Source organism: Thermovenabulum sp. (assembly GCF_049723235.1).
Classification (GTDB): domain Bacteria; phylum Bacillota; class Thermosediminibacteria; order Thermosediminibacterales; family Thermosediminibacteraceae; genus Thermovenabulum.
Map to the genome: position 1 here is coordinate 66,452 of NZ_JBNARB010000001.1, position 13,403 is coordinate 79,854.

General features: G+C 42.3%; 12 protein-coding genes, 1 tRNA gene and 1 riboswitch. Of the genes, 9 read left to right on the top strand and 4 right to left on the bottom strand.

The features are described from left to right. Nucleotides 1-3: 3 nt before the first annotated feature. The 9 genes from ACPLOV_RS00335 to ACPLOV_RS00375 all read left to right on the top strand — a co-directional run bounded on the left by ACPLOV_RS00335 (nt 4) and on the right by ACPLOV_RS00375 (nt 8,660). Complete coding sequence (locus ACPLOV_RS00335) at nt 4-729, top strand: amino acid ABC transporter ATP-binding protein (protein WP_424908504.1); 726 nt, start codon at nt 4-6, stop codon at nt 727-729. A gap of 151 nt (nt 730-880) precedes the next feature. Further along, nucleotides 881-2,113, top strand: coding sequence for an MFS transporter (locus ACPLOV_RS00340; protein ID WP_424908492.1), 1,233 nt, complete (start codon nt 881-883; stop codon nt 2,111-2,113). Continuing rightward, the gene (locus ACPLOV_RS00345) at nt 2,110-3,267 is read left to right on the top strand and encodes an iron-containing alcohol dehydrogenase (protein WP_424910262.1); all 1,158 of its coding nucleotides are present in this window, start codon (nt 2,110-2,112) and stop codon (nt 3,265-3,267) included. Before ACPLOV_RS00340 ends, ACPLOV_RS00345 begins: the two co-directional genes overlap by 4 nt. A gap of 42 nt (nt 3,268-3,309) precedes the next feature. Further along, nucleotides 3,310-3,810: a methylated-DNA--[protein]-cysteine S-methyltransferase gene (locus ACPLOV_RS00350; protein WP_424910263.1), complete on the top strand. Its 501-nt coding sequence runs from the start codon at nt 3,310-3,312 to the stop codon at nt 3,808-3,810. A 210-nt stretch (nt 3,811-4,020) separates the two neighbouring features. Then, nucleotides 4,021-4,185, top strand: a riboswitch (cyclic di-AMP (ydaO/yuaA leader). A 91-nt stretch (nt 4,186-4,276) separates the two neighbouring features. Next, nucleotides 4,277-5,404: an NAD/NADP octopine/nopaline dehydrogenase family protein gene (locus tag ACPLOV_RS00355; RefSeq protein WP_424908495.1), complete on the top strand. Its 1,128-nt coding sequence runs from the start codon at nt 4,277-4,279 to the stop codon at nt 5,402-5,404. Continuing rightward, nucleotides 5,404-7,035: a cobalamin B12-binding domain-containing protein gene (locus ACPLOV_RS00360; RefSeq protein ID WP_424910264.1), complete on the top strand. Its 1,632-nt coding sequence runs from the start codon at nt 5,404-5,406 to the stop codon at nt 7,033-7,035. The genes ACPLOV_RS00355 and ACPLOV_RS00360 overlap by 1 nt, the downstream gene beginning before the upstream one ends. Before the next feature lie 302 nt (nt 7,036-7,337). Continuing rightward, nucleotides 7,338-7,760 carry a PaaI family thioesterase gene (locus tag ACPLOV_RS00365; RefSeq protein ID WP_424910265.1) on the top strand — a complete coding sequence of 141 codons (423 nt, stop codon included), beginning with the start codon at nt 7,338-7,340 and terminating at the stop codon, nt 7,758-7,760. Nucleotides 7,761-7,779: 19 nt separating this feature from the next. Then, a complete protein-coding gene (locus tag ACPLOV_RS00370; RefSeq protein ID WP_424910343.1) occupies nt 7,780-8,532 on the top strand; it encodes a prolipoprotein diacylglyceryl transferase in 753 nt (250 codons plus the stop codon). A gap of 50 nt (nt 8,533-8,582) precedes the next feature. Beyond that, a tRNA-Arg gene (locus ACPLOV_RS00375) sits at nt 8,583-8,660 on the top strand. Nucleotides 8,661-8,723: 63 nt separating this feature from the next. On the opposite strand, the gene oxlT is transcribed toward ACPLOV_RS00375, so the two are convergent. The 4 genes from oxlT to ACPLOV_RS00395 all read right to left on the bottom strand — a co-directional run bounded on the left by oxlT (nt 8,724) and on the right by ACPLOV_RS00395 (nt 13,252). Further along, a complete protein-coding gene (gene oxlT, locus ACPLOV_RS00380; RefSeq protein ID WP_424910266.1) occupies nt 8,724-9,980 on the bottom strand; it encodes an oxalate/formate MFS antiporter in 1,257 nt (418 codons plus the stop codon). A 153-nt stretch (nt 9,981-10,133) separates the two neighbouring features. Further along, nucleotides 10,134-11,072 (bottom strand): oxalate oxidoreductase subunit beta, encoded by a 939-nt coding sequence (locus tag ACPLOV_RS00385; protein ID WP_424910267.1) that lies wholly within the window; start codon nt 11,070-11,072, stop codon nt 10,134-10,136. A gap of 24 nt (nt 11,073-11,096) precedes the next feature. Further along, a complete protein-coding gene (locus ACPLOV_RS00390; RefSeq protein WP_424908501.1) occupies nt 11,097-12,284 on the bottom strand; it encodes an oxalate oxidoreductase subunit alpha in 1,188 nt (395 codons plus the stop codon). Nucleotides 12,285-12,304: 20 nt separating this feature from the next. Continuing rightward, nucleotides 12,305-13,252, bottom strand: coding sequence for an oxalate oxidoreductase subunit delta (locus ACPLOV_RS00395; protein WP_424910268.1), 948 nt, complete (start codon nt 13,250-13,252; stop codon nt 12,305-12,307). Nucleotides 13,253-13,403 lie beyond the last annotated feature (151 nt).

Sequence of the window (13,403 nt, forward strand, 5' to 3'; positions counted from 1 at the left end):
GCGGTGCTTGAAATAAAGAGGCTTTATAAATCCTTTGGGAAGTTGAAGGTCTTAAATGATATTAATTTGAATGTAAAAAAAGGAGAAGTGGTTGCTGTTATAGGACCCAGCGGTTCCGGGAAAAGCACACTTTTAAGGTGTATTAAAGGGCTGGAAAGGTATGAAAAAGGGGAAATATACTTTAACGGCTGTAAACTTATGGAAAAGGACAGGAATTTTAGAAAAATGCAGCAGGATATTGGGCTGGTATTTCAGCATTTTAATCTTTTCCCGCATATGACCGCCCTCCAAAATGTGATGGAAGGTCTGGTTACTGTTAAAAGGATGGATAAAAAAGATGCTGAAAAAATTGCCCTGAGTTTACTGAAAAAAGTGGGACTTGAAGAAAAAAAGGATGAGTATCCTTCGCGTCTTTCCGGAGGACAAAAACAGAGGGTGGCAATTGCCCGGGCTCTTGCTATGGAACCAAAATTAATGCTTTTTGACGAGCCCACCTCGGCCCTGGACCCCGAGCTGGTTGGAGAAGTGCTAAATGTAATAAGGGACCTGGCCGGAGAAGGAATGACTATGATAATTGTTACCCACGAGATGGGATTTGCAAAGGAGATTGCCGATAATATCGTATTTATGGATAAGGGGGTTATACTGGAACAGGGGAAAGTGGAGGAGATCTTTAAAAATCCCCGTCACGAGAGGACTAAGATGTTCCTGGAAAAGATTATAGCATAAGTTTTAAATCAGTAAAAAATATACTCAAAGAATCCCTCTATTAAAGGGGATTCTTTTTTTATGCAGTAAATTTTTTACATTTTGTAATAAAAATATCGATATCCATTATTATATTGTGTTATAATGGTTTTTGCGGGGAGGGGGAAAGATTTTGATAAAGGAATATACAAATTTACCCAGGCCATTATACGTAATAATTTTTGCTTTCATGATTAATTCCTTCGGAAATTTTGTCAGGCCTTTTTTAACTTTTTTATTAACGGATAAATACGGATTTTCAAAAGATTATACGGGTTTTATAGTATCTCTGGTTACTTTTATAATTGTTCCGGGTTCGCTCATTGGCGGAAGGCTTGTGGACACCCTGGGAAGAAAGAGAATTATGATTATTTTTCACCTGATTTCCGCCCTTTGCTTGATTATCTGCGCTTTTATAGAAAAACCCCGGCTTATTATATACCTTCTTTTAGCTTCCAGCCTTTCCCTATCAATAGCCAGTCCCGGTTTTAATTCCATGATCACCGATATTTCTAAGGAGGATCTGAGAAAAACGGCCTTTTCGTTGAGCTATCTGGGAGTAAATTTTGGCTTTGCCTTGGGTTCCATGATTGCCGGTTTTCTTTATAAAAACTATACCAAACTGCTTTTTCTCGGGAATGCAATAACCACAATTATAGCAATGATATTAATATACTTTTTTGTAGAGGAAACCCTGCCAAAAAAAGAAGATTTAAAAATGCTAAAACTTTCACCGAAAGAAAGCTATGAGGAAGGCAGCACTTTAAAAGCTTTGATGAAAAGGCCCGTTCTCTTAGCCTTTGGTTTTATCTACATAATATTCAGCCTGGTTTACAATCAATGCGCTTTTGCTTTGCCGATTCATTTAAATCAGCTTTTTAATTCCGAAGGAGCCAAATTATACGGCATGGTGATGGCCCTGAATGCCTTTACGGTGGTAATTTTTACACCGCTTATAAATTCGTTTACCGAAAGATACCCGAGTCTATTTTGTGTGGGAATAGCGGGTATGCTTTTTGCGTTTGGATTCGGACTCAATTTTTTTGCGAGAGTGCCTTGGATGTTTTTTATTTCAACATTTATATGGACGATGGGCGAAATAATTGATGCTGTTAATAACAGGGCTTTTATAGCGGAAAATTCGCCGGTTTCCCACAGGGGAAGGTTTAATTCCGTGATGCAGATTATAATGGGCTCTGGGCATACTTTAAGCCCTTATATAGCTGGTAAGTTTTTAAGAAATAACAGTGTGGAAACCATATGGGTATATACTTTTTACCTTGCACTGGTAGGGTCGTTTATGATGTTTGCCTTGAATTACTATTACTGTAAAGGAAAACTTATAAAGTGGAGGGCAAAGATATGAAAATGGACTTCCAGTATTTTTTCCCTTCAAGGTTGATCTTTGGAACCGGAAAAGTTAAAGAAGTGGGGATTTATGCAAAGGAATATGGTAAAAAAGCTTTAATTGTAACTGGAAAATCCAGTGCAAAAAATTCGGGAGCACTGGACAAGATAACGGAGAGCCTCAGGCGGGAAGGTATAAGCTGGGAAATTTACGATAGGGTGGTATCCAATCCGACTTTTGAAGATATTGAAGAGGCGGCGGCTTTTGTTTTAGATTTTTCCGCCCAGGTTATAATAGGATTGGGCGGAGGAAGCGCTATGGATACCGCCAAGGGAATAGCCCTGAGGATAAAAAATGAAGGAGAACTGGAAGAATACTTTGAAGGCAAGAAATCCACAAAGGAAGCAGCCCCGTTGATTTTAATTCCTACAACCTCGGGAACGGGAAGCGAGGGAAATAACATTGCCGTAATGACCAACACTAAAAATGGGGTGAAAAAAGGATTGAGAAGCCCCCACATTTACTCTAAGGTATCCATAATCGATCCCGAACTCACAGTAACCTTACCGAAGAGAATCACCGCTTTTACGGGTATGGATGCTTTCTTCCATGCACTGGAATCTTTTATCGGCCTTCGGTGTCAGCCTTTCACCGAGATGTATTCTTTAAAAGCCATTGAGTTAATCGTGAAAAATATCGAAGACGCATATAAAAACGGGGACGATATAGAAAAAAGGGCTAATATGGCCCTTGCAAGCACCCTTGCGGGGATTTCCATTGGAATTTCCGGAGTTTGCGCCCTGCACGCAATGGAACATCCTTTAAGCAGTTTCTTCGGAGCAAATCACGGAGAAGGGCTGTGCCCTATTGCGGTACCCTTCTTAAAATATATAAAACCCCATGTGACAAAAAAATTAGCCTCCTTGGCTCCAATTTTTAATATCGATGATTTTCTTTCCGAGGAAGAAAAGGCAAAAAGGGTTATAGAATGGATCGTTGAGATAATAGATAAACTGAATCTCCCTAAAAGCATCGGCTATTTTGGAGTGAAAAAGGAGGATATTGAAACTCTGGCAAGACATGTGGAAGAACACATGACCCACAATTTATCCACCACTCCGGGGCACTTAAAATACGAAGATATCTACTCAATTTACCTTGCTTCCCTTTGATTTGGGCGGCGGAAAGTATAAAAAATATAAAGGAGAAGGGTTATGAAAATATATTATGATTATTTCGATTCCCCTGTAGGGCAATTGACCATTTTTTCTTCAGGAGAATATATCGTAAAAATCTCCTTTGAAGGAGAAGATTTTGACGAAGGATTTTTCGGCAAATATTTTCTTTCTCCTTCCTTTATAAATAAAGACGATGGGGTAATAAAAAGAGCAAAGGAGGAGCTTTACCTTTATTTTAAAAAAAGTCTAAAAAAATTTGATTTACCTCTTCTCCTTCTTGGCACCGAATTCCAAAAAAAGGTTTGGGAAGAGCTTTTAAAAATACCCTACGGAGAATTAAGATCCTATAAGGATATTGCAGAAAATATTGGTATTCCTGAAGGTGCAAGGGCGGTAGGGCAGGCCAACAATAAAAATCCCATACCCATTGTAGTTCCATGCCACAGGGTAATAGGTAAAAGGGGAGAGCTGGTAGGATATGGAGGGGGCTTGAACATAAAAAAATATCTGATTGAACTGGAAAAGGGCAATCCCTGAATTAATTTTAATAGACAAAAAAATTTATGAATATTTGTCATTGGAATTAATTATAAATTAACTATAAATAATTTTAACAGTAATAAAGCTTTTTCGGAATATTATAAAATTATTAGAAAAAAATAAAAATTTTTTAGAATATATTGTTGACAAAAGCCGGTATTTTATGTATAATTAATTTTACAATTTAACATTTTTTCTGGGCTATTATCCTTTGGAACGCTGAATTCCTTCTGCAGATTCAAGCAGAAGGAAACGGGGGACCCAATTTTTGGGGTGAATCCCCTTCTGAATTGATTTTTGAGTAAGAAGGGGTAGGGTCACCTCACGACCCGAACCCGTCAGCTAACCTCGTAAGCGTGGTAGAGGGAGGTAATGGCTTGTGAGTACTTTTGTCTAATGAAAACAAGCTATGGACCTCCATAGCTTATTTTATTTGCCAAAAAAAGAAAGAGGGGGGTAATCGATGAAAAGAAAAGCGATTTCCTATGCGGTTATAGGAGCGGGTAACGGTGGGCTTGCAATGGCAGGTTATTTAGGGCTTAAAGGCTATAAGGTAAGCCTTTACAACAGGTCCCATGACAAATTGGTGGACCTTATAAAAGATCCGGTAATTTACCTGACGGGAGCTTACGAAGGTGAAGGAAGGCTCTACAGGGTTACGAGCGATATAAAAGAGGCCATAGAGGGGGTTGATGTAATTATGGTGACCACCCCGGCCACGGCTCATAAGGAGTTAGCTGTTTTGATGGCTCCGTATTTGCAAAAGGGGCAGATAATAATTTTGAATCCGGGAAGAACCTGCGGAGCCTTTGAGGTCCTTGAAATATTAAAGAAACATGAAGCGGATGAGGGTGTAATCGTTGCAGAAGCTCAGACCTTCATTTATGCCTGCAGGGCCTTATCCGGCAACAGAGTGAAAATTTTCAGTGTAAAAAATGAGGTAAAGCTGGCTGCCATACCATCGGAAAAAACCGAAAAAGTTATTAGGACAATTTCCGATGCCTTCCCTCAATTCAAAAGAGCGGCGGATGTCTTAGAGACCAGTTTAAACAACTTCGGGGCAATTTTTCACCCGGCGCCTACTCTTTTAAACAGCGGTCATATTGAAAGATGCCAGCCTTTTGAGTATTACCTGGAAGGCATCACTCCTACCATTGGTAAAATGCTGGAAAGACTTGATGAGGAACGAATGAGGGTTGCAAAAGCTCTTGGAGTTAAAACCCTTTCTGCTATAGAATGGTTATTCGAGTCTTACGGGGCTACGGGAGATACCCTTTACGAAGCCATTCAAAATAATACAGCATACAAGGGACTTACGGCACCGAAGGGATTAAATACAAGATATATCTATGAGGATGTGCCTTATAGCCTCGTTCCCATTTCTTCGCTGGGTAAACAATTGGGAGTGGAAACTCCTGCAATCGATACAATAATAGGTCTTGCCTGCATGATGACCGGTGTTAATTTCTGGAAAGAAGGAAGAACCTCTGAAAAATTGGGTTTAGCAGGGCTAACACCTGCTGAAATCCATCTTTTCGCTCAAAAAGGGTATATTCTCAAAAAATCTCTGGAAGAGGGGGTGGTCGCTTGATGAAAAGGAAAATAGTGGCGTGCACCATTGGGAATTGCGTGCACGTGGCAGGGGTCATGAACTTTTTATCCATTGCTGAACAGGAAGGATACGATACGGAATTTTTGGGATTGACCTTATCGGTGGATGAGCTGTTAAAAGAGGTTAAAATTAAAAAGCCCGATTATGTCGGTGTGAGTTTTCGTTTAACTCCGGAACCACTCAATAATATTTTAAAGGAATTGAAGGAAAAAATAGAGAAAGAGGGTTTAAGGGACATAAAATGGATTTTTGGCGGGAATGAACCGGCAGCACTGGTGGCAAAGGAATCGGGAATTTTTTACAAAGTTTTTGACGGTACCGAGGATTTGGATGAAGTAATTGCCTTTTTAAGGGGTAATGAGAAAGAGGAATTTGAATACTATCCGGGGTATTTAATTTCAAGAATTAATTCCAAGTACCCCTATCCTATTATAAGGCATCATTTAGGGCTTCCCAGCGTAGAGGATACCGTGGAAGCTATTAAAAAAATTGCAGAATCAAAGGTTCTGGATGTTATTTCCATAGCCCCGGATCAAAATGCGCAGAGCTTTTTCTTTGAACCGGAAAAGATGGATAAACGATTGGATGGCGCGGGAGGCGTACCGGTGAGAAAGAAAGAGGATTTTATCAAAATGTATGAGGCAGCTCAGAGGGGGAACTTCCCTCTGCTTCGCTGCTACAGCGGTACCAGCAATTTAATAAAATTTGCCGAGCTTTTAAAAGAAACGATAAACAACGCCTGGGCTGCCATACCTCTTTGCTGGTACAGCGAACTGGACGGAAGGGGCCCGAGGAGCGTACGGGATGCTATTTATGAAAATCAGCAAGCCATGAAATGGCACGGTGAAAGGGGTATACCGGTAGAAGTAAATGAAGCGCACCACTGGAGTTTGAGGGATGCACATGATGCAGTGGGAGTAGCGGCCTTTTACCTTGCAGCGTACAATGCCAAGAAGGCCGGGGTTAAAGATTTTATTGGTCAATTCATGTTTAATGTTCCACCTACCCTTTCACCAAAAATGGATATTGCCAAAATGCTTGCAAAAATTGAACTCGTAAGGGAATTGGAGGACGCCAATTTCAGAGTTTACCGACAGGTAAGAGCCGGTCTTGCAAGTTTCCCCTCGGACCTTTTAATGGCAAAAGGGCAGCTCGCCTATTCGGCTTATATTTCCATGGCTTTAAAACCCCATATTTACCATGTGGTAGGATACTGTGAGGCACATCATGCTGCCGGGGCTGAAGAGATAATAGAAAGCTGTAAAATAGCCAGGCAGATAATAAAAAACTCCTTCCTGGGTATGCCCGATTTTGAAAAGGATAAAGAAGTAATTGACAGGAAAGAAAGATTGAAAGAGGATGCGATGCTGATAATCGATGCCATTAAGGAATTGGGGAAAGGCGTGGAAGACCCCCTTTCTTCTCCGGACTGCATCGCCGAGGCTATAAAAATTGGGATTCTGGATGCTCCTCACCTGAAGGGAAATAAAGCGGCAAAAGGCACTCTTGCTACCAAGATGTACAATGGCGCTCTTTATCCCTATGACCCGGTGGAAAAGAGGATTATATCGGAAAAGGAAAGGATAGAAAGATTATTCTGCAGAATTTGAGAAAATACCCTCCCTTCAATTCGATCCTGAAATTGTGAAGTTGTTTGTGGAAAAAGCTTAGAAAAATTTTTGATAGTATACATTGACAATAGGCTTTTTCTGGTAATACAATCAAAAGGTATATGCCAACACCGCATTAGTATTTATACTAATTGCGGTGTTTATTAATTTTATTAGATTGAAAAGTTTTTTGTAAATTGTTATGATATTTTTCATATAATTGTTAAAATCTAATTTAAATTTAAACCCTATAAGAGATTATGGTAAAATAAAAATAATAAAGTAAACAAGAGGTGACTTTTGTGGAAGTAATAAATAAGGGACTTGAAGATGAAATATTCCGGGAAATAATAGAAAACTTCTTATCCTCCCCTTTTATAAACTTGATGGGTTACAGGATTGTTGAGATTGGAAAGGGAGAAATAGTAATAGAATATAATCCCGGAAAAGAAATGCTCAATGCCCTTGGCATTGTTCATGGTGGGTCAACTGCTGCCCTTTGCGATACGGCAATGGGCTTTGCGGTAAGGAGCCTTGGGAAGATACCCACAACCGTAGAAATGAAAATCAACTATCTTTTCCCGGTGAATTTGAACGATAAAATTTTGGCAAGGGGAAAGGTAATTAAAGAAGGAGAAAACATCTGCGTAGCGGAATGTGATTTAATTAGAGGGGATAAAGTTGTGGTTAAGTCCATAGGAACCTATTTCAATCTAAAAAAATAAATTATCACTGGAGGTTGCAATTATGCTTCTTGATTTAAGTCCTTATGCTTTTAAAATTGGACCAATAGCAGTACATTGGTACGGAATATTTATGGCGATATCCTTTCTGGTGGGCACCTATTATTTATACGTTAAAGGGAAAAGCAGGGGTATAGATGAGGACTTTATATTAAACCTTGCGATGTTAGTAATCCTTTCGGGAATTATCGGGGCAAGGCTTATGTTTGTCCTTACAAATTATCCCGAATGGTTTATAAAAGAACCCCTGCAGGTGGTAAAGATATGGGAAGGTGGACTTTCGTGGCACGGTGCGCTCCTCGGAGGGTTTTTAAGCGGTTGGTGGTATTGCAGGAGAAATAACGTCAATCCAAATGAAATGGCAGATTTAACGGTACTGGGGCTTTCGTTTGGCTATATAATAGTTAGAATAGGGAATATCTTTAACCAGGAAGTCCTGGGAAGGATGACCGAGTTTTCCTTTGGAAGATGGCCTGCGCAGCTCGTGGGTTCCTCTATTGGGCTAATACTGCTAATAAGGTTTTTATATCTGGAAAAGAAAAATCTAAAAAAGGGTTATCAGTTCTGGTCTTTTATCTGGTATCATCAATTGCTGCGGGCTGTGTTTGAAGAGACGGTCAGGGATAATCCCCTTTATCTTGTGCATTATGTCAATACGCGATGGGGAATAGGATTTTTAACAATGACTCAGCTTATGACACCCTTTATCCTGCTTTTTGCCTATTTCATGTATAAAATTACCTCTGAGGATTAGACCATTTTTCTTGTGGAAAAATAATTGTTTATGTTATAATTAAATAAAACGCGCCTATAGCTCAGCGGATAGAGCACCGGCCTCCGGAGCCGGGTTTTGCGGGGGTTCGATTCCCTCTAGGCGCGCCATAGAAAGAAAAAAACCTGCAAAAATGCAGGTTTTTATATTATTAAGCTTTTAATTAAGCTATTTCATATAGTCACTTTTTTGTCGGGGGGCACGGGTTTTGGCATACGAAGGAGCACGAGGGCGCCACAACCTGCCAAAATAGACATTAGGGCACCGGTGAAGAAAACGGGGGACCAGCCGCTGAGCTGTGCTACCAGTGCCGCAACGAAACTGCCGATGATGCCCCCCACTCCTTTTGCACTGTACATAAAACCGTAGTTAGTAGCGGCGTATTTTGTTCCAAAAATATCGGCATTTACCGCAGGGAATAATGCATAAAGTTCACCCCATGTAAACATTATCATGGCAAACAGAAATACAAACATAAAAGGATTTTTACCTAAGTAAGGTACTAAAGCCATTGCAAGGCCGTTTAAAGTAAAGGCAAGAAACATAGTCTGATATCGTCCTAATTTGTCGGAAACGATTCCCCAGAAAATCCTTCCTGCTCCGTTGGCTATGGTGTTGATGGTAGCCGCCAGCACTATTATATTAGCCGGGATTCCCGCATCCTGTCCGAAGGGCTTGGTTTGAGCGGTTACCACCATACCGCCGGTTACTATAAAGAGGAACATTATATAAATTAACCAGAAATGCAGAGTTTTGAACATTTCCACAGTAGTGAACTGATGCTGCTGGGTGCCGGCGGATTTACCTGCGCCCGAATCTTTTTTCGAAGGAACCCTCATTAATTGGGCCGCTACTATTATTAAAATGCTTTGAGAGATGCCCGTTGAGACAAAAGCCATTTTATAACCTTGATTTTTTAAAGCTGAGGCAATGAAGGGAATAAAAAGGGCTGCTCCTGAACCGAAGGCTGCGGATACCAGTCCTGAAGCGAGTCCGCGGCGGGAAGGTTCAAACCAGCGCACACCGGCAGCTACGGCACCGCTGTATATAAACGCAGCACCGATACCGGCCAAACTGTAAGCGATGTATAGGCCGTTTAAGGTTTTTACAAGACCCATTGCAGTCCAGCCGATCCCAACCATAAATGAGGCAATGGTAAGAAGCAGTCGAGGGCTATATTGATCTATAAAAAAGCCTGCAATGGGTTGCCCCCAGCTTTCCAGCGCAATAAAGAGGGAGAACGCAAGCTGTACGGCTGCTCGAGAGGCATTGAATCCTTTTTGAAGTTCTGGTACAAATAGTGTCCATGCGTATTGAAGGTTTGCGATCATTATCATGCCCGTCATTGCTAATATTAATTGGGTCCATTTATTGTAAATTATCGAACCGTTAGTAGATTTTTCCGGGGTATCCGGTGTAAGGGATATCATGTTAACCCCTCCTTATTACTTTAACTTATTAATTTAAAAAATATGAAAAATCAGAAAATAAAATACAGAAAAATACTTATTTTGTTTATAAAACTGGACAAGTGAAACCTGCCCCAGGCTTAAAGCCTGGGGCAGAGGTTTTGATTGTTATTATTATAGAGTTACTACCGGTACGGTGATACCCACTTCGGCACAGCGGGCATCTACAAAGGCCTGCATTTTTTCAATATGTTCAGGTTTCAGATGTTTGAACCTGCCTTGCAGGCGCATGTATTCACTGACGGGTTTTCTCTTTTCAATTTTTACCGATAGCTTATATTCTCCATTTTCGTATTCATAAAGCTGGAACATTCCCGTTTCCACGGCCAATTTAGCCATTTCGACGGTTTTGTTGGCGGGGAACTGCCAGCCTTTGGGACACGGTGCATGGATGTGAAGGTAAGCAGGGCCTTTTTGGTTAAGACCTTTGCGTACCTTGTTCATAAGGTCTACGGGCCAGCCTATTGAAGCGGTTGCGACGTATTTTAATTCGGGGTGGCCGTGAGCAACTACTTTTGGATTGTCTTTCGGGAATAATTTTTTTCCTTCAGGCACTACGGGTCCCGGTGGTGTAAAGGTGGTGGCTGCACCGTAAGGTGTGCTGGGAGATGTTTGTATACCGGTGTTGGCGTAAGATTCGTTGTCGTAGCAGATGAATAACACATCGTGACCTCTATAGAGCATTCCGGATAAAGCCTGCAGGCCTATATCGACAGCGCCGCCGTCTCCGGCCATGACTATGATATTCGGGAATTCGGCATCGGCCTTTTTTTTGCGAATTAACGCTTTATATGCTGCTTCAATGCCGGAAGCTACAGCACCGCCGTTGGTAATCTGGGCGTGAATCCAGGGTACCTTCCAGGGACCGCACCCGTAACTGGTATTGGCTACATACATGCAACCGGTAGGACCTACAAAAATTGTATTGGGCCCGGCAGCTTTTGCTACTAAACGGTAACACAGGGCGGGACCGCATCCTGCACAGGTCCTGTGACCGGGAACATAATATTCTTCTTCAGGGGCTTTACGCAAGGATGTAATTGTTTCCAGCATTTTTCTCCCTCCTTCCAGACACTTTTATAACTCAAAGGGCAACCAGTAGGCGGTTTTTTCCACTTTACCGGTTTTGGAGATTTCTTTGATTTTTTGGAACATCCTGTAGAACTCATCATGGGTAACCACTTCACCGCCCAGTCCTGCGACGAAGCCTACGGTTTTTACCTTATCGCCCAGGTCATAAAGTGCGGCACGCACTTCGGAAAGCAGCACGCCGCCTCCGCAGGAAATACCGAAGTTGGTAGAGTTGTCAAGGACGCCTACAGCTTTGAAGCGAGACAAACGCTCTTTCACCTGTTCGGTGGGGAAGGGACGGAAGGTGCGCAGGCGAACTGCCCCGACTTTTTCTCCAAGATTGCGTAATCTTCTCACTACGGCCTTTGCAGTTTCCATGTGGGCACCCTGCCCGAAGATTACTACTTCAGCGTCATCGGTATAATATTCTTCCATGTAGGGATCGTAACGGCGCCCGAAAATTCGTGCAAAATCATCACAGGCTTCTTCCAGAACTTTAAACACGTTCTTTATTACCTGATAGCGCTGATACTGCAGAGGCGGACCCATAGCCGGTTCGATTTGTGGGCCAATTATTTGAGGCTTTCTGGGATCAAGAATGTGGTGGTTCTTATAGGGTGGCAGGAATTCTTTTACCTGCTCTTTTTCCGGTATATCCACTGGACCCAGAATATGACTTACAAAATAACCATCCATGCAGGAGAATTGAGGCAGCAATACCCTGGGATCTTCTCCCACACGGTAGAAAATGAGGGTATTGTCCAGGGCCTCCTGGGGTGTGGAAGCCCATCCCTGAATCCATCCCTGGTCTCTACAGCATTCGGCGTCGGTGTGCTCCGAACCGAAATCTCCAGGCGGGTCTAAGGTACGGTCTGCAATTGCCATCTGTACCGGCAAGCGTTCACCGGAGATGGGGGAGTAGACTTCAAAGGCGTAAGTAACGCCTACCCCGGAACTACCGGTAAATACGCGAGCCCCAGCTGCGGAAGCTCCGTATACTACACTCAGCTGAGCGTGCTCGCCTTCCCCGTGTACGAATTCGGCATCCAATTCACCATCGGCAACCATACGGGCAAGTTCGGACATAATCCCCGTATAAGGACGGATGGGATAGGAGCAGATGACATCCACATCCGCTAAGCGAACTCCATTGGCCACCGCTACGCATCCGGAAATATTTTTTACTTTACCCATTTTTTCACCTCCTGAAACTACTAATCCTCAAAATCTAATTCTGGCACCTGGGTAATGGCCCCGGTCGGGCATACCGCTGCACATAAACCGCATCCTTTGCAGTACTTCAGATTGAAGAGAGGTCCATCTTCACCTTTTTTAATGCAGGAGTCCGGGCAATAGATCCAGCAGGTCCAGCACTGGGTACAGGTGTCTGTATTTAAAACGGGTCTTTTCATACGCCAATTTCCGGTAATCATACCTTCGTTTTCTTCCTGAGGAGAAGGAACGGTTCCGGCAAAGGGCATCTGCTTTAAAAGTTCCTTGGCTTCTAATTTTGTCTCTTCTATGGCGGGTTTAGGAGGCAATGTCTTAACCTGAACTTCCTCGTATCCGCGACGCATTGCAGCAGGGTTTTTAACCACCTTAGCTAAATTTTCTACATCTACGATACCCGTGACTTTAGCAACAGCCCCAACTATAGGTGCGGCAATGCCCGCGCCAATACCCGTGGCATCGGTAGCACCTTCAGCACCGGAAAGGGTGATTACGGCTTCAGCCATGCTGCTGGCGTCTACCGTCGCGATCTGAGCCAAATTACCGGTGTCTCCTAAGAACTTTAATATGGTGTCTATGCTGCGGCGAGTATTTACTATTAATGTGCTCCCGGGTTTGATGCCTTTGAGTATTGGTACACCTTTGACCAGTGTCTCTTCCAGCACCACCACTATATCGGGGCTTTCGTTTTCATACACATACCTGCTGGCAATTGGATCACTGCTTATGCGCGCATAGGCGCGTACAGGTACATTGATTCGGTCCGGCAGGTCTACGTAATTTTCCCAGGCTTGAACGTATTTTCCTTCTTTTGCTGCTGCTTCGGTGAGGGCTACTACTACGTCCCTGGCGTCTTTATTCATAATGACGCCCCGGGACCATACGGTAATTTGTTTTAAATTGGGTTCTTTAAAAAGATCGGCAGAAGACATTGACATTCCTCCTCTCTTAGATTTTTTATTTAAAATATTGAAAAAAATGTTCACCTCCCTTAAAAGTTTTAATTATATGAAAACTTAATTTTCTTATGTGGCATACGGTATACCAATTACCTGCATTAAAAATAAGTTTTTTTGTCCTTTC